At 72.0% G+C, this 15,961-nt stretch carries 15 protein-coding genes; 8 read left to right on the top strand and 7 right to left on the bottom strand.

Translation table 11 applies throughout. The features are described from left to right. Window positions 1–9: 9 nt before the first annotated feature. On the bottom strand, window positions 10–1,419 hold the full coding sequence (locus E9934_RS06945; RefSeq protein WP_136562160.1) for a diguanylate cyclase: 1,410 nt from the start codon (window positions 1,417–1,419) through the stop codon (window positions 10–12). A 125-nt stretch (window positions 1,420–1,544) separates the two neighbouring features. Here E9934_RS06945 and E9934_RS06940 point away from each other — a divergent pair, with 125 nt between their 5' ends. After that, a complete protein-coding gene (locus E9934_RS06940) occupies window positions 1,545–3,095 on the top strand; it encodes an SDR family NAD(P)-dependent oxidoreductase (RefSeq protein ID WP_202977222.1) in 1,551 nt (516 codons plus the stop codon). Here E9934_RS06940 and E9934_RS06935 read toward each other — a convergent pair. The 3 genes from E9934_RS06935 to E9934_RS06925 all read right to left on the bottom strand — a co-directional run bounded on the left by E9934_RS06935 (window position 3,074) and on the right by E9934_RS06925 (window position 5,993). Further along, complete coding sequence (locus E9934_RS06935; RefSeq protein WP_136562159.1) at window positions 3,074–3,982, bottom strand: S1C family serine protease; 909 nt, start codon at window positions 3,980–3,982, stop codon at window positions 3,074–3,076. The two genes, E9934_RS06940 and E9934_RS06935, sit on opposite strands and share 22 nt — an antisense overlap. Before the next feature lie 80 nt (window positions 3,983–4,062). Next, window positions 4,063–5,067 carry a 5'-3' exonuclease gene (locus tag E9934_RS06930; RefSeq protein WP_136562158.1) on the bottom strand — a complete coding sequence of 335 codons (1,005 nt, stop codon included), beginning with the start codon at window positions 5,065–5,067 and terminating at the stop codon, window positions 4,063–4,065. Further along, entirely contained in the window at window positions 5,067–5,993 is a 927-nt protein-coding gene (locus tag E9934_RS06925) for a metallophosphoesterase (protein ID WP_136562157.1), read from the bottom strand. Before E9934_RS06925 ends, E9934_RS06930 begins: the two co-directional genes overlap by 1 nt. 31 nt (window positions 5,994–6,024) lie before the next feature. Between E9934_RS06925 and E9934_RS06920 the strand changes: the two genes are divergently transcribed. Continuing rightward, entirely contained in the window at window positions 6,025–6,423 is a 399-nt protein-coding gene (locus E9934_RS06920; RefSeq protein ID WP_136562156.1) for a hypothetical protein, read from the top strand. Here the strand turns inward: E9934_RS06920 and E9934_RS06915 are convergent. Continuing rightward, window positions 6,407–7,768 carry a hydroxysqualene dehydroxylase gene (locus tag E9934_RS06915; RefSeq protein WP_136562155.1) on the bottom strand — a complete coding sequence of 454 codons (1,362 nt, stop codon included), beginning with the start codon at window positions 7,766–7,768 and terminating at the stop codon, window positions 6,407–6,409. The genes E9934_RS06920 and E9934_RS06915 overlap by 17 nt on opposite strands. Window positions 7,769–7,850: 82 nt before the next feature. On the opposite strand from E9934_RS06915, the gene E9934_RS06910 reads away from it, so the two are divergent. Both E9934_RS06910 and E9934_RS06905 read left to right on the top strand, forming a co-directional pair. Next, entirely contained in the window at window positions 7,851–9,653 is a 1,803-nt protein-coding gene (locus tag E9934_RS06910) for an acyl-CoA dehydrogenase (protein ID WP_136562154.1), read from the top strand. Between the two features lie 18 nt (window positions 9,654–9,671). Then, entirely contained in the window at window positions 9,672–10,694 is a 1,023-nt protein-coding gene (locus E9934_RS06905) for a beta-ketoacyl-ACP synthase III (protein WP_136562153.1), read from the top strand. Here the strand turns inward: E9934_RS06905 and E9934_RS06900 are convergent. Further along, complete coding sequence (locus E9934_RS06900; RefSeq protein ID WP_136562152.1) at window positions 10,687–11,112, bottom strand: hypothetical protein; 426 nt, start codon at window positions 11,110–11,112, stop codon at window positions 10,687–10,689. The genes E9934_RS06905 and E9934_RS06900 overlap by 8 nt on opposite strands. An 814-nt stretch (window positions 11,113–11,926) precedes the next feature. On the opposite strand from E9934_RS06900, the gene E9934_RS06895 reads away from it, so the two are divergent. Both E9934_RS06895 and E9934_RS06890 read left to right on the top strand, forming a co-directional pair. Then, on the top strand, window positions 11,927–12,217 hold the full coding sequence (locus E9934_RS06895; RefSeq protein WP_136562151.1) for a hypothetical protein: 291 nt from the start codon (window positions 11,927–11,929) through the stop codon (window positions 12,215–12,217). A 349-nt stretch (window positions 12,218–12,566) separates the two neighbouring features. Continuing rightward, window positions 12,567–12,758, top strand: a complete 192-nt coding sequence (locus E9934_RS06890) for a hypothetical protein (RefSeq protein ID WP_136562150.1) — start codon at window positions 12,567–12,569, stop codon at window positions 12,756–12,758. A 111-nt stretch (window positions 12,759–12,869) separates the two neighbouring features. Here E9934_RS06890 and E9934_RS06885 read toward each other — a convergent pair whose 3' ends face one another. Then, window positions 12,870–13,457: a TetR/AcrR family transcriptional regulator gene (locus E9934_RS06885; protein ID WP_136562149.1), complete on the bottom strand. Its 588-nt coding sequence runs from the start codon at window positions 13,455–13,457 to the stop codon at window positions 12,870–12,872. Window positions 13,458–13,521: 64 nt separating this feature from the next. Here E9934_RS06885 and E9934_RS06880 point away from each other — a divergent pair, with 64 nt between their 5' ends. Then, the gene (locus E9934_RS06880) at window positions 13,522–14,163 is read left to right on the top strand and encodes an NAD(P)H-dependent oxidoreductase (RefSeq protein ID WP_136562148.1); all 642 of its coding nucleotides are present in this window, start codon (window positions 13,522–13,524) and stop codon (window positions 14,161–14,163) included. A 60-nt stretch (window positions 14,164–14,223) separates the two neighbouring features. Further along, window positions 14,224–15,954, top strand: a complete 1,731-nt coding sequence (locus tag E9934_RS06875) for a DEAD/DEAH box helicase (protein WP_136562147.1) — start codon at window positions 14,224–14,226, stop codon at window positions 15,952–15,954. Window positions 15,955–15,961 lie beyond the last annotated feature (7 nt).

Below are 15,961 nucleotides of genomic sequence, written 5' to 3'. Positions count from 1 at the left end.
CCTGACCGCCTACGCCCGCCGCAGGACGTACGACGACGGCAGGGTCCGGTTGCGACCGGACCGCTTCGCGTCATACATCGCCCGGTCGGCCTCGACCAGCAGCGACCGTGCCGTGCTCGACCGCCCGGCCAGCGCAGTGCCGATGCTGGCCGTGATCCGGTCGTAGGGAGCGTCCGCCGCCTCTCCGTAGGGCACGGCGATGCCGGCACGGACACGCTCGGCGGTCGTGTGCAGCCCGGCCTGGTCGGCGATGGTGAAGCAGGCGACGACGAACTCGTCCCCGCCGATCCGGGCCACGAGGTCGGCGTCGTCGACCATCGCCGAGATCCGCCCCGCCATCTCGCTCAGCACCAGGTCACCCTCGCGGTGTCCCCAGGCGTCGTTGATCTGCTTGAACCCGTCGAGGTCGATGTAGAGGATGCCGACCGTGGGCCGCTGCGAGCGGGGCCGCTGGAGCTCGCGCTCGATCCGCTCGATCAGCAGTGCGCGGTTGGCCAGTCCCGTCAGCGGATCGTGCTGCGCGAGGTGGCGGAGCTGGGTGATCAGGTCGGTGCGGGAGTCGCGATGGAGCGAGAGCGCCAGCACGGTCAGCATGGTCGTGCCGACCAGGCCCTGGGCCAGCAGCGCCTGCTCGACCGGCGCCAGCCCCGCATAGGGGCCGCGCTCCGCGATCGTCGTGACGGCCACCGCCGCCGCGGTCGCCACGATGAAGACCGCGCTCGACGGGATCGAGAAGCGCAACGCCACCCACAGGGCCGGGACCGACAGCAGGAAGGCCAGGGAGATGCCGGGCAGCGCCCACAGCGCTGCCAGCACACCGGCAGTCACCAGCAGGCAGCCGAGCCCCTCGAGCAGGTGCGCGCCGGACACCGGGCCGCCCGTCCGGCGGTGCTCGCGGAGCCGCAGCACGATCGCCACACCGCCGAGCGCAGCGACCCCGTTGCGCACCGTGAACAGGGCGAAGGTCTCCACGAGATGGCCCCGGCCGACGCTGGCGAACCACACGACGGCCAGGAGACCGGCGACCAGCGTGCCCGCGGCGACCGCCACGATCAGCCGACCGAGGTCGAGGGGGTCGCGCAGCCGGGGCCGGCGTCCGCCGTACGACAGGACACCGGAGGTGATCGCCGCGAGGGCGAGGTTGACGAGCACGAACCACAGCGACAGGTCCAGCCCGGCGCCGGTGCGCAGGTTGATCCCGAAGGTCAGCGCGGCGAGCACGCCCCACTGGAGTCCGGCGGACCGGGCGCCGAGGGTGCGCAGGTGTATCGCCCACAGGGTCGCGACGGCGGCAGCCGGCCACAGCAGCGAGACCTCGCTGTCGACCGCGCGGGTGGCGCGCCCGAGCTCGGTGGCGAGGGCGTAGGCCACCCCGAAGCCGAGTGCGGGCAGCGCTGCCCGGACGAGGCTTCCGGCCACGGTCGGCTCCAGTCGGTCGGCAGGCGGCGGGGACATGGTGCCCATCGGCCGGGCGAGCGCCGATCGGAGGAGTCCGGCGCAGCGCAGATGCGGTGACGACGCTTGTTGCTCCGTACGATTCGCCGGTGGACGTACGAACCGATGCCCCTGGCGAGCCCGCGCTCGACCGCATCGATCCCGATGAGCTCGCGATCGCGATCAAGGTGCTGCGGCAGATTCCGGAGCTGCACCCGGACCACGACGACGTCCGCACGATGAAGCGCGCGGCGTCGTACATGTACAAGCTGATCAAGAAGTCCCGGCGGGCCGAGATCCGCATGGAGCGGCAGCGCCACGACCAGGACATCATCGAGCGGACGGCGACGGGGTCGCCGATGCGGATCGACGACGAGACCGCCGGCATCCCGCTGGTCTCGACCGCGAAGGGCGCCTTCGCCGGGGAGCTGATCACCGCGCGCGGGTGCTACATCTGCAAGGAGGACTTCACCCTCGTCGACGCGTTCTATCACTGGTTGTGCCCGCGCTGCGCCGCGATGAGCCACGCCAAGCGTGACCAGCGCACCGACCTCACCGGCAAACGGGCGCTGCTGACCGGCGGCCGGGCCAAGATCGGGATGTACATCGCGCTGCGGCTGCTCCGCGACGGCGCCCACACCACGATCACGACCCGCTTCCCGAAGGACGCCGTACGCCGGTTCGCCGCGATGGAGGACTCCGCCGACTGGCTGCACCGTCTCAAGGTGGTCGGCATCGACCTGCGCGACCCCACGCAGGTCATCTCGCTGACCGACGACGTCGCGGCCGACGGGCCGCTCGACATCATCATCAACAACGCCTGCCAGACCGTACGACGCCTGCCCGGTGCCTACTCGCACCTGATCGACGGTGAGAGCACCGCCCTGCCCACGGCCGAGTCGCTGGGCGTGAAGGCGCTGCCGGAGATGGTGACCTTCGACCGGATCTCGGAGGCGCACCCCGCGGCCATCGCCGGCGCGCTCGACGCACACCCCGTAGCCCACCATGAAGACGGCTCCACTGCTGTGGTGGCACCCAACTCGACCATCGCCTCTCACAATGCGGCGTCCCTCACCGCGCTCTCGCTCAAGGCGGGCGGCGCCTCGCTCGAGGCCCATCTCGCCGGCACGGCCATCGACGCCGGCGGCCTGATCCCCGACATCCAGGACAACAACTCCTGGACCCAGGTGCTCGACGAGGTCGACCCGCTGGAGCTGCTCGAGGTGCAGTTCTGCAACTCGATCGCGCCCTTCCTGATCAACTCCCGGCTGCGGCCGGCGCTCCGGGCGGCCGTGCAGGGCGGTGCTCGCCGGGCCTACATCGTCAACGTCTCGGCGATGGAGGGCCAGTTCTCCCGCCGCTACAAGGGCGCCGGACACCCGCACACCAACATGGCCAAGGCCGCGCTCAACATGATGACCCGCACCTCCTCGGGGGAGATGTTCGAGACCGACCGCATCCTGATGACCGCGGTCGACACCGGCTGGATCACCGACGAGCGGCCGCACCACGAGAAGCTGCGGATCGCCGCCGAGGGGTGGCACGCTCCGCTCGACCTGGTGGACGGCGCGGCCCGCGTCTATGACCCGATCGTGCGCGGCGAGGCCGGCGAGGACGTCTACGGTGTTTTCGTGAAGGACTACCAGCCCTCGCCCTGGTGACGTCGGACCTGGTCGGCCACGGCCAGGACGGTGTCGAACGGGATGGCGTAGCCGACGGCGTTGCGGCTGTCGCTGGAGGCGGCGACGTTCATGCCGACCACCTCGCCGTCGCTGTCGAGCACGGCACCGCCGGAGTCGCCGGGCACCACGACGGCCTGCAGCTGGATCAGGTCCTGGAGGGTCGTGCTGGTGCCGTCCGTGTTGCTGACGGTGACGTCCTGGTCGACGGCGGTCACGGTCCCGGGGGATGCGGTCAGTGAGCCGCCGTCGCCGCCGGCGTCGCCCAGGGCCGTCACGGCGTCGCCGAGGCCGGCGTCGTCACTGCTGATGGCGGCGGGTGTCAGGCCGCTGGCGTCCTCGAGCTCGAGGACGGCGACGTCGGTGGCGGTCGAGCCGCCCACATAGCGGGCAGTGAAGGTCTCGCCGGTGCTGGCGATGGTGACCTCCAGGTCGGTGGCACCCTCCACGACATGGTGGTTCGTGACGACGGTGCCGTCGCTGGAGAGCAGGATCCCCGTCCCCGCGGCCGTCCCGTTGGTCAGGGTCGAGGAGATCAGCACGAGCCCGGCCGACTCCTCCGCCGTCGCGTCGGCGGAGGAGGACGTGCCCGTGCCCCCGTCCGCTGCGAAGGGGGCACGCCGTCCGTCGAGCGACGGCGGACCGGCGTACGACGGAGGGTCGGCGACGACCGACGGCGCCTCCTCGGCGGCGACGGAGGATGGGGGGACGTCGCGCTGCCAGTGCAGGCCGATGGCCGCGCCGGTCGCGAGGCTGCCGCCCGCGAGGAGCGTGGCGAGCGCTGCGCCGGCGAGCAGCCGGCGGGGACGGCGGAGGGGCTGCGCGGGAGCGGGAGGCGGGAAGGACGGTGGCGGCGGGATCGTGCTCATGGCTCGAGCGTGTCGCCGGAGGCTGTGCCCCTCCTGTGAGAACGGCGTCGATCTGCCACGAAGTCGGCGGACCCGGTGGGTCAGCCCCGCCCGTAGGACGCCGGCTCTCCGGTCAGCACTCGCACCGCGAGGTCGGTGGTCGACTGCTGTTGGAGGTGGGCGACGACCCGCTGGACCCGCTCGGCGTCGAGCGGCAGCAGCCCGGGGGATCCGGTGATGTCCGGGGTGAAGCCGAGGTCGAGGTCGGCCCGCACGGCCATCAGGCGCAGGTTGAACTCGAAGCGCTCGCGCGCCTCCGGGGCGCTGAGTCGCTTCACCACGCTCGCTCCCGTACGACGCCCGCCGCTCTCCGCGGCCAGTGCGTCGATCGCCGCGGCGACCGACCGACCGCCGTCGTGGTCGAGGTCGGCCCAGATCGCCGCCATCGAGCCGAGCTGGGCGAGGAGGAGGGCGGCGGTCTTCTCGCCGATGCCGGGGATGCCGGGGAGGTTGTCGCTGGTGTCGCCGCGGATGGCCGCGAACTCCAGGTAGCGGTCGGCGGGCACGCCGTACATCGACTGCAGGCGCGACGGGGTCAGCAGGGGTGATCCGGCGATGCCGCCGTCGATGAGCCGCAGGACGCGGGTGTGCTCGTCGATGAGGGCGAAGGCGTCGCGGTCGCTGGTGATCAGGATGCAGTCCCAGCCGTTGCTGCGCGCCCAGGTGGCGGCGGAGGCGTTGACGTCGTCGGCCTCCAGCCCGGGTGGGGTAAGGGTCGCCAGGCCGAGGGCGTCGAGGAGGGCTCCGGCGCGGTCGAGCTGGTCGACGAGATCGGGGTCCTTCTCGGCGCGCCCGGCCTTGTAGTCGGGGTAGGCGTCGCGGCGGAGGCTGGCGGTGCGGTCGTCGAGACCGAACAGCACGGCGTCGGGGGCGAAGGTGTCGATGGCCTCGAGGATCTGGCGCAGCATCCCGTGCAGCGCCCAGGCCGGCCGGCCCGAGCGGTCCAGGTGGCGGGTGTGGGCGCGGGCGTGGTGGTTGCGGTGCAGCAACGACGGCGCGTCGACGGTGAGCAGGAGCTTGCGCTCCCGCGGGGGGATCGCGTGCATCAGTCGATCGGCGGGAGGTTGAGGGGTGAGTCCTTGCGGGAGACCAGGTCGAAGCGCTCCTCGGGCGTCAGAGCCAGGAAGGCCTCGAGCAGCTCGGTGCCGCGGGCACTCACCTCGATCCCGTCGGTGGCCGGGACCACGGAGTGGACGACTCGGTCCTCGTAGAGGTGGAGCATCGTGAACGACTGGTGGCTGTCGACGCCGGCGACCATCCGATCGACCGGAGACAGCTCGGAGGTGTAGCAGGTCGCGGAGGTCACCGACACCGGCACTCCGGCGAAGGTGGACCACGACGTGAAGTGGAAGTGCCCGCCCAGGATCGCCCGGACGTCGCTCCCCGCGACGACCTCGGCCAGCCGGTGCTGGTCGTGCAGCTCGATCAGCTCGGCCAGGCGCAGCATCGGCACGGGGATCGGCGGGTGGTGCAGCGCGAGCAGGGTGCCGTGCGGAGCGGGATCGGCGAGGACGTCGGTCAACCAGGCGAGCTGGTCGTCGCCGACCTCGCCGTGGTGCCAGCCGGGGACGCTGGTGTCGAGGGAGACGATCCGCAGGCCGGCGACGTCATGGACCCGGTCCTGAGGGCGGGCCTCGCCGGCATCGGATGCGCCGTGCAGCTCGCGTGCGTAGGCCGCGCGGTCGTCGTGGTTGCCCATGACCCACACAACCTCGGCGCCCAGGTCGGCGGCGACCGGCTCGACGATCTCGCGCAACCGTCGGTAGGCCTCCGGCTCGCCCTCGTCGGCCAGGTCGCCGGTGAACACCAGCGCCTGCGGCGGCACGGGCAGCCGGGCCAGTCGCTCGAGGGCACGCTCGAGGTGTGCAGCAGTGTCGACGGCGCCGTACTGCAGGCGGTCGGCGAGGAGGTGCGGGTCGCTGAGGTGCGCCACCACGTGCGTCGGGTCGGGGTACTGGCCGAGGGGCTCCACGCACCGAGCCTAGGGCTGCTAGCCTTCGAACATGCGTTCGGCCAGCACTGGCGCCTCGGTGCAGGAGCAGCTGCCCCTCGGTGACCTGCCTGCCGCCGACGCCCGGGACCGGCCGGCGCGCGGTCGGGTCGAGCCGGAGCGTCCGCGCTATCGGTTGAGCAACGATGCCCTGGCCTCGCGCGGCTGGCCGGCCGGCACGGAGCTGGTGGTCGAGGAGGGGCGCCGCGCGGTGCGCGGGGACGTGGCGCTGGTGCGCGAGGGCGCTCGTCTGCGCATCGGTGTCCTCGACGTGCAGTTCGGGCGCGGGGTGCTCCGGACCGACCACGGCTCGGTGATCCTCGGCGCCGGCGCGCGGCACGTCGGCGTGGTCACGCAGGTCGTGGTCGGCGTACCCCTCGACGGGATGCCGGACCTCAGCGCGACGCGGTGACGACCTCGACCGCGCGGGCGGCGCTCTGGCAGGCGCCCTCCATCGTGGTGGTCCAGTCGGTCTCGGTCCAGTCGCCCGCGAGGGCCAGGCCGCGCACCGACGTCCGCTGCGGCGGACGCACGCCCGCGGTGCCGGGCCGCTGGGCGAAGGTCGAGCGCGGCATCTTGACGACGTGATGGTGCAGGACCTCGGCGTCGCGGGCGGAGGGGTAGTAGCGGGCGAGGAACGCCATCTGGGTCGCGACGATGTCGGCACCCGACTTCTCGATCAGCTCGTACGACGCCGACACGGTCGTGCTGTAGAGCCACCCGCGCTCGGTGGACCGGCCGTGCATCCGCTGGCGGTCCCACACCTGCTCCAGGACGCCCTCGCCGCCGTGAAGGATCTCGCCCCAGTCCGACATCTCCAGCGGACGGTCGAGGTAGAGGTTGACGCTGACGATGGGGACGGGGGTCAGGGCATCGCGGGCAGCCTCGATGGCGGTGCGCTCCGGCAGGTCGTCGAGCAGTCCGCCGAGGGTCCAGATCGGCACGGCGCACACGACGGCGTCGGCGGCCACGATCTCGCCGTCCCCCAGACGCACTCCGGTGGCGCGCCCGTCCTCGACGAGCACGCGCTCGGCGACGGCTCGGGTGCGCACGTCGACGCCGTGGTCGGCGAAGACCTTCTCGGCGCCGCGGACGAAGAGGGTGTCGAGGTCGACGGTGGGATAGCCGATCGAGATTGGCGTGCGCATCCGCAGGGCCTGGCGGACGCCTGTCGCGAGCAGCTCCGCGGGCACCCGGGCGGAGGAGATGGTGGTCTTGTCGCCGGTGAGGCCGATGACGATGCCGTCCCACAGGGCCAGCCGGGCGGAGTCGGGCATGCCGATGCGGCGGAACCACTCGTCGGCGGTGATGTCGTCGAGGCGGTCGCGGCGCAACGCGACGTCCAGCACGAGCCGGTTCTGCGCCCACCAGGTGCGGAGCCGGTCGCGGCCGGTGACGCCGGGAAGTCGACCGAGGGCGGCGCCGAGGCCCTGGCGGCCCCAGAACTTCGACACGAACGCCGCTCCTCCGGGCATCCGCGTCGTCATCTGGCCGGGGAAGGCCACGTGTTGGCGGGTGCCGACGCTCTCGAGGTAGCGGAAGAGGTTCTCGTAGCCGCTGGCGAACACGTGCTGACCGTTGTCCGGCACGTCGTCGACCTCGGGCTGCGGCATCGCGACAGTGCGGCCGCCGAGGGCGCCCCGGCGCTCCAGGAGCGTGACTCGCCAGCCGGCCTCGGTCAGCCAGACGGCGGAGGCCAGTCCGGACAGGCCGCCACCGACGACGACGCAGTGGCGGACGGGGGAGGTGCTGGCCATGTCGGACTCCGATGTGCACACGTGCGTGGACAGATAGGCGACCACGGTATTGGTTTCTGGGCTTCGCTGCCAGACTTCCAGCGTGGACCCGGACCTGCTGCTCAGCCGTCGTGACCTCGACTTCCTGCTCTTCGACTGGCTCGACGTCGCCGGGCTGGCCGCCCGTCCGCCGTACTCCGAGCACGGGCGGGAGACCTTCGACGCCTTCCTCGACGTCTCCGCCGAGCTCGCAGCGAGCCACTTCGCGCCGCACAACGCGGTCGGCGACGCCAACGAGCCGCAGTTCGACGGCGAGCGGGTCACCCTCATCCCGGAGATCGGGGTGGCGTTGCGGGCGTTCGCCGACGCGGGTCTGCTGTCGGCCGGTATGGCCGAGGAGCATGGCGGGGTGCAGCTCCCGGCGGTCGTGCAGCAGGCGTGCTTCGCCTGGTTCCAGGCGGCCAACGTGTCCACCTCGGGCTACTCGCTGCTCGCGATGGCCAACGCCAACCTGATGCTCGCCCACGGCACGCCGGAGCAGGTCACCCGCTTCGCCGTGCCGATCCTCGACGGTCGCTGGTTCGGCACGATGTGCCTCTCCGAGCCGCAGGCGGGCTCGTCGCTGGCCGACGTCGCGACCCGCGCGGTGCCGCAGGGCGACGGCACCTATCGGCTGTTCGGCAACAAGATGTGGATCTCCGGTGGCGAGCACGACCTCGGCGACAACATCGTCCACCTGGTCCTCGCCCGCGTCGAGGGAGCGCCGCCCGGAGTCAAGGGCCTCTCGCTGTTCGCGACCCCCAAGTTCGTCGTCGGGGAGGACGGCTCGGTGGGTGAGCGCAACGATGTCGTGCTGGCCGGCCTCAACCACAAGATGGGCTTCCGCGGCACCGTCAACACGGTCCTCAACTTCGGCGAGGGCACCCACCGACCCGGCGGCGCGCCGGGCGCGGTCGGCGAGCTGGTCGGCGAGGAGGGCAGCGGGCTGGCCGTGATGTTCCACATGATGAACGAGGCGCGCATCGGCGTCGGCGCGGGCGCGGTGGCGCTCGGCTACACCGGCTACCTGCGCTCGCTCGACTATGCGCGCGGACGTGTCCAGGGTCGGCCGCTGGACGCCAGGGACCCCGCCTCCGCGCCGGTTGCGATCGTCGAGCATGCCGACGTGCGGCGGATGCTCCTCGCGCAGAAGTCGTACGTCGAGGGCGGGCTCGCCCTCGTGCTGCGCGCCGCGTTGCTCGTCGACGACAAGCGCACCCACCCGGACACGGCCCACCGCGAGCGGGCCGGGGCACTGCTCGACGTCCTCACGCCGATCGTGAAGAGCTGGCCCTCGCAGTGGTGCCTGGCGGCCAACGACCTCGCGATCCAGGTGCACGGCGGCTACGGCTACACGCGCGAGTACGGCGTGGAGCAGCTCTATCGCGACAACCGGCTCAACCCGATCCACGAGGGCACCCACGGCATCCAGGCGCAGGACCTGCTGGGCCGCAAGCTGGTGCAGGCCCGCGGGTCCGGGCTCGACCTGCTGGGCGCGGTGATCGCGGAGACCTGCGAACGGGCCCGCGCGACCGGCGACCCGACCCTGGCGTCGTACGCCGACCAGGTCGGCGACGTCTCTGCGTCGTTCGCGACGGCGGTGGCGAGGGCGTGGGAGTCGGGGGAGCCGCGGCGGGCGCTCGTCAACGCGACGTCGGGGCTGGAAGCCGCCGGCCACCTTGTCCTGGCGTGGACCTGGCTCGACCTGCTGGTCGCTGCGCATGGCCGGGCGGGGGACTTCTTCGACGGCAAGCGCGCGGCCGGGCGCTATTTCCTGACCCATGAGCTGCCGAAGGTCGGCCCGATGCTGGACCTGCTCGCGGGTGGCGATCAGCTCTTCAACGAGGTCGACCCCGTCTGGTTGTGACCGTCGTAGTCTTCGATCATGGCGACGATCACCCAGCGCACTGGCCCGGCAGCGACGGCGATCCTCGGACTCGGGGTGCACCGCCCGGCCCGGTCGGTCACCAACGACGAGGTCTGCGAGGTGCTCGACTCGGACGACGAGTGGAGCCAGTCCCGCACCGGCATCAAGGCACGGCGCTTCGCGGGTGACGACGAGTCGCTGGTCGACATGGCCGCGTCGGCGGCGTCGAAGGCGCTCGAGGCTGCCGGAGTCACCGCGGAGGCGCTGGGGACGATCATCCTGGCCACCTCGACCCACGCCCAGCACACGCCGCACGCCGCCCCGCTGGTGGCGGAGCGGCTGGGCTCGAAGGCGGCGGCCTTCGACGTGGGCGCCGGCTGTGCCGGCTTCTGTCATGCCCTGTCGGTGGCCTCCGACCTGGTCCGCGGCGGCAACGCCGAGCACGTCCTGGTCATCGGCGTGGAGCAGCTCAGCCGCTTCATGGATCCCGCCGACCGGTCGACCGCGATGATCTTCGCCGACGGCGCCGGCGCGGTGATCGTCGGCGCGGCCGACACCGCCGGCATCGGCCCGGTGGCGTGGGGGTCGGAGGGCTCGAAGTCGCACGTCATCACCCAGTCGCACAGCTGCCGCGACCTCGGCTCCGGCGCCTCGCCGGTCGTGCAGATGGAGGGGACTGCGGTCTTCCGGTGGGCGCCGTTCGCGATGGCCGATGTCGCCCGGGCTGCGGTGGATGCGGCCGGACTGACGCTCGAGGATCTCGACGCCTTCATCCCGCACCAGGCGAACCTGCGGATCACCGAAACTCTCGCGCGCAACCTGAAGCTCCCTGAGGGCATCGCGATCGCCCGCGACATCGTCGACTCCGGCAACACCTCCGCTGCGTCCGTGCCGCTGGCCATGGAGCGGATGCTGCGCGACGGCGAGGCCGCGCCCGGCGACACGGCCCTGCTGATCGCCTTCGGCGCGGGTCTCAGCTTCGCCGGACAGGTGGTCACGCTGCCGCGGATCGCTCCGACGGCACCGGCGTCGGTCAGTTGAAGTCGATCTGGAGGTTGTAGGGGGTGTCGTAGAGCTCGCCGATGGTGGTGCCGTCGGTGGTCTTGAGGAGTTGGATGCGGCGGGTGCCCTGTCCGGTGACGATCCGGGCCAGTCCGTGGGGTGTTTCCCACCGGTAGGCGCCCAGGCCGAGCTGTTTGACCTGGTAACCGAGGTGGGTCTTGGCCCGGTGGTCGGTCCGGCCGACCGGTGCGTCGTTGTGGTCCCCGGTCTGTCCGGGCGGCCCGCCCTCGTCGGGCGGGACGTAGGGGACGGGATGGTCGTGATCCAGACGGCTGAGGCCGCCGTGGCGGGTGGAGTGGGGGGACACGTCACGGGTGGTCCGTAGCTCTGTGCGCTTCTTGACCGTGGTGGGGTGTTCGTAGCCGTTGACCGCACGCCCCACGTTGAGGTCGATCACCGGCTGCACCGTGACCTCACGTCCGCGGAGGAGGTCGGTGACCTGTTCGAGGAGCTGTGGGCCTATGGCCCCGACCCTGGTAACGCCGTCACACTGCCCGGCGAGGACCTCGGCGGCGATGTGGACCACGATCTCGGCGCGCTTGCGCCGCCACTTCGGCGGACTTGCTTCGGGTTCGGGCTGGGGGTCGGGTTCGGAGTCGGTGGTGGGGCCGTCGAGGAAGCGGGCTGCGGCGTGGGGGGTCTGCCATGAGCTCGACCGCGCGGGCGCGGAACTGGTCCATGGTCGGCACATCGCCCTCGTGAGCCGGGACGTGCTCCTCGGCCAGTCTGGTGGCGATGGCGGTGGTGGTCTCGTGGAACAGCTCCGACGCAGCGGTCGACAGGCGCGTCCCCACGCCCTGGACATCGGCACCGCGGGTGGCGCCGTCGACGGCGCCGAGGGCTTGGCCGGGACGGCGGCGGCGTAGCCACACCCCTTGCCGTGCTTCGTCGGCACCGCCCCCGGCGTCTCTTGCGGGTCGCTCGAGTGGAGGTCGCACCAGGCCAGCAACCGCTCCATGCCCTCTACATCCACACGACGTCGGGCCAGGACCCCGTCCTCCTCCGCGGCGAGGACCGCCGCCGGAGTCAGGTCGAGGAGAGAGGACATGACCACAGCATCGGACAAGGCTCCGACACAAACCCCGCACACCAGCGGCCTCCCAGACCCGCTGTGGACAGTAGTGAACGTGCCCGCTCATGCCGTGTGCGAGCGGTCCGGGGCTCACCCCGTCGCGCGTATGTGTGCAGCCCTGATCAGACATCATGTCCTCATGGGTGAGCCCGCCGATAGCGTCTATGAAGCGTCGCTGGTGCAGATTCGGTCGTGGCGTGACGCGCTGGCCGAAGGTCTGTTGGCGTTCATCTGCATGGCGCTCTGGTTGCCAAGCAAGGATCCCAAGTTCACAGTCGTCGTTCGCCGTCGCGACCAGACAGACGACGGAGTGGGAGTTCGCGACGCTCGACGACGACGCGAGGCTGAGGCGCAACTCCTAGAGATCAGGATTCTTCTCCGAGCCAGCAGCGCCGAGGAAGTCCGTGCAGCGCTACCACTTGAAGCCTAAGACTGGAGTTGTGGTGAGAACAGACCCAATCCGTCGGAGTCGCTAGCAAGCACATTGGAGGTCCGGCACCTGGGACATCGTCCGTAGCGCCGGACCACCGCGACGCGAGGCGCGCTACTCCGCCATGGGTGGACGGATGGGACAGTCGGTGCCTAGATCTCTGGACGATCGGGACAGTGCGCCCGACCTTGCCGCTCTGCGCGAGTTCTTTCGGCCGGACGAACGCGATCCCCAAGCGAGACCGCTCGCGTGGGGAGGGCGACCAGCATGAGCACCGCGTCGAGATCGTCCGCCCGGCCGGCGCGGCAGGGAGAGCAGTCGTCTGGCACAGGTCGGCTACGGTCTGGTCATGACCGCGTCACCTGAGGCCAAGTTCGCACCGATCGGCGCGTTGAGGGGCGGCGTGGTTCTCATGGTCCTCGGCGCTCTCATGGCCTGGGGACCCGTCGATTCGATCCCGACCTGGCTCTCGCTCGGGACGCTCGTCGCGGGTGGCTTTCTGTTGGCGATCGCCTTGGGCATTCGAATGCTTCGCACGTAGCCAGGCGTGTGACCGGCAGCGGGGGATCGGCGTGGCTGTCTGGCCGGAGGGAGTGGCGGGTGTCGCGACGGGCCGTGCTGCTCGGGCTGGCCTGCTTCGCGTCGGGGTGGCTCACCGACCCCGGTCGCCGACCAGGGCCTGCAGGGCGGGCATCACCTGATCGCGGGCCAGGTGTCCCTCGCTGACCAGGCCGGCCAGCCCGTGCACGGTGCCCCACAGCGCCGCCGCGAGCGAGGCCGCGTCCGTCAGCGCCTCGCCGCGTCCCTCCAGCCACGCGACCACGCACTCGGCCAGTAGCTCCTCGTTGCGGGCGATCAGGGGCGCGCGCTCGGGGCTCGCGTCGCCCGGCGGGCAGAGCTCGGGATCGAAGATCAGAGCGAAGGCATGCGGACGGTCGGCCGCATAGGCGACGTAGGCCTCACCTAGTGCGACCAGGCGGGCGGCGGGGTCGTTCTCGGCGGCGACAGCCGATTCCTGACGGTCCAGGAAGTCCCGCATGCACTCGTCCCCGACGGCCTTGAGCAGGTCGCCGCGGTCGCCGAAGTGGTGGTACGGCGCGGCGTGGCTCACGCCCGCCTCACGGGCGACCTCGCGCAGGCTGATCCGCCCGGGCGGCTGCTCGTCGAGCAGTGTGACTCCTGCGGCGACGAGCGCTCGACGCAGGTCGCCGTGGTGGTAGCCGGAGGCAGATCTTGACACGCGAAAGATGGTAGCGCAGGCTGGGCGCCAGTGATCTTTACGCTGTCAAGAAGGAGAGCCGACCATGGCCCGCACCCTCGTGATCGACGCCCATCCCGACGCCACCTCGTTGTGCGCCGCACTCGTCGACCGCTACGCCGCCGGCGCTCGCGAAGCAGGCGCCGAGGTCGAGGTCATCGTGCTGCGCGACCTCGCGTTCGACGTCCACCTGCGCCGCGGCCTGCGCGCCGACCAGCCGCTCGAGCCCGACCTGGTCCGGGCGCAGGGGGCGCTGATCGCTGCCGACCACGTCGTCGTCGTCGCCCCGGTGTGGTGGGGCTCCGTCCCGGCTCTGCTGAAGGGGTTCCTGGACCGCACCCTGGAGCGCGGCTGGGCCTACCGCTACCGGTCCAACGGCCTCCCGCAGGGCCTGCTCGCCGGCCGCTCCGCACGCGTCATCGTCACCACCGACTCGCCGGGCTGGTGGCTGCGCGGGCTGATGGGCGACTCCGCCGTGCGCCAGCTGACCCGCAGCACACTGCGGTTCTGCGGCCTGAAGCCAGTGCGGGCCACCCGGATCGGCGTCGTGCACGGCAGCACGCCCGAGCGCCGCGAGTCATGGCTGCGCAAGGTCAGTGACCTCGGTCGGAGTGACGCACGACGTACGCCTGACGCGGGCAAAGCGATGCCCGCGCCGCGGGAGATCGCCAGCGACGCTGCGGTCTGACCGGCGACGGCTCCGGCGGGCCGCCACCGCCGACCGCCCTCGGCTCGATAGCGTCGGCAGGTGGCCAGCAGTCGTCGTACCAGCGCTCGCCGGCGGAGCCCGGCGCGTCGGAGCGGCACCCGCTCGGCGCCGCGGCCGCTGCCGTTCGTCGGCCCGGGGGAGCGGCTGTGGGTGCTCGATGTCCCCTATGGGACCCAGGTCGACGGCGCGACCTGGCATCCGGCTGTCAAGACCCATCTCCACGTCGGCCGCGCGCTTCCGGACCATCTGGCGCCCTATGCGCCGGCGCCGCACACGCTCGGCCGGTTCATCGAGAACGAGCTCAACCCCGACAGCCCGGCGTCCCGCCCCGCGGCGACCGAGGGTCTCGAGCCCCGGCGGCTCCAGTTCGAGGCGGCTGACGCCATCGCGGCTCACGCCGAGGCCGGCGGTCGGTTGTTCCTGCTGGCTGACGAGCCGGGGGTCGGCAAGACGATCTCGGCGGTGCTCGGGGCGATCGCGGTGGGCGACCTGCGCGGCGCGCGACGGGTGCTCGTCGTCGCCGATCGGCCCGCCGCGATCACGATCGGCCACTGGTGCCGCACGATCACCGCGCTCGGCGACGGTGGTCTCGAGTGGGTCGTCATCACCTGGGACCGGCTGGACAAGGTCACCGGGCACAGCTGGGACGTGATCATCGCCGACGAGGCGCACGCACTGCGTCGTACGACGACGAAGCGGTGGAAGCTCTGGGCCCGCATCTCCGGGCACGGCAAGCCCCACGACAAGGCGCCGTTCGTCATCGCGACGACGGCCACGCCGGGCCACACTCCGCTCGAGCTGCCCTATCTCGCGCCGGCCTACGCGCAGGCGCTCGGCGAGCCGATGAAGGAGTGGGCCTCGGCCACCCAGCCCGGCGCGGCGTTCGCCGGCGCGCTCGAGCGTCACGGCGTCGCGGTCGAGCAGGGCAGGTACGGCGCCACCTGGACCACCGACGCTGCGCGCCGCGCCGCCGACCTCAAGCTCGTGCGCGGCTGGCTGGCCGACGAGCGCCCTGCGGCGATGCTGCACCGCGCCGCGCCCTGGGGTCCGGTGCCGATCTCCGGGATGCCCGTGGCGCTCACGCCGGCCGAGCGGGCGGCGTACGAGGCCGAATGGGGCGAGTTCTGCCGCGAGATGGACATCGCCCGTCGCGGTCGCAATGTCGCCAAGGGCAGAGCCGCGCTGCTGCGCTTCCGGCAGAAGGCCGGGCTGATCCGCGTCGACTCCACCGTCGACTGGATCGCCCAGCAGGTCCAGGCGGAGCGGCAGGTGGCCTGCTCGGTGGAGTTCGTCGGGACCGCGGCGGACCCGATCGCCGACCGGCTGCGCGACTCCGGCATCGAGGTCGCCACCATCTATGGGCGCGACCGCTTCGACGCCGAGGCCGAGCGGCTGCGCTTCCAGACCGGGCAGGCGAAGGTCTGCGTCTTCACCACGGTCGCCTCGATCAGCCTGCACGCCGGCGAGACTCTCGCCGACGGCCGGCAGGCGAGCACCGAGCCGCGGGTCGGCGTCTTCCACCAGGCCCGCTTCTCCGGCATCGCCGGGCGCCAGGTCACGGGCCGCACCCACCGCGACCACCAGGTCTCGCCGTGGCACATCGCCTATGCCGAGGGCACCGTCGAGGAGCAGGTCGGCAAGGTGATGGTCGAGCGGATCGCGGCAGCCTCCGACACCGTCGGCAGTGACACCACCGGCCTCGCCGACCTCGCGGAGCTCCTCGGCGCCGACTGGCTGCCGTCCGCCACCCTCACCGACGACGGGGCGTGAGGCTCGG

It is taken from the genome of Nocardioides caeni (assembly GCF_004912195.1).
Classification (GTDB): Bacteria; Actinomycetota; Actinomycetes; order Propionibacteriales; family Nocardioidaceae; genus Nocardioides; species Nocardioides caeni.
Note: the sequence above shows the minus strand (reverse complement) of the source record. Positions and strands in the feature narration are given on the sequence as shown.

Excerpts from the sequence above, each read along its gene's own strand:
- E9934_RS06935 (WP_136562159.1), bottom strand. The coding sequence starts at position 3,982 with ATGAGCACGATCCCGCCGCCACCGTCCTTCCCGCCTCCCGCTCCCGCG.
- E9934_RS06890 (WP_136562150.1), top strand. The coding sequence starts at position 12,567 with ATGACCGCGTCACCTGAGGCCAAGTTCGCACCGATCGGCGCGTTGAGG.
- E9934_RS06895 (WP_136562151.1), top strand. The coding sequence starts at position 11,927 with ATGGGTGAGCCCGCCGATAGCGTCTATGAAGCGTCGCTGGTGCAGATT.
- E9934_RS06905 (WP_136562153.1), top strand. The coding sequence starts at position 9,672 with ATGGCGACGATCACCCAGCGCACTGGCCCGGCAGCGACGGCGATCCTC.
- E9934_RS06880 (WP_136562148.1), top strand. The coding sequence starts at position 13,522 with ATGGCCCGCACCCTCGTGATCGACGCCCATCCCGACGCCACCTCGTTG.
- E9934_RS06915 (WP_136562155.1), bottom strand. The coding sequence starts at position 7,768 with ATGGCCAGCACCTCCCCCGTCCGCCACTGCGTCGTCGTCGGTGGCGGC.
- E9934_RS06930 (WP_136562158.1), bottom strand. The coding sequence starts at position 5,067 with ATGCACGCGATCCCCCCGCGGGAGCGCAAGCTCCTGCTCACCGTCGAC.
- E9934_RS06920 (WP_136562156.1), top strand. The coding sequence starts at position 6,025 with ATGCGTTCGGCCAGCACTGGCGCCTCGGTGCAGGAGCAGCTGCCCCTC.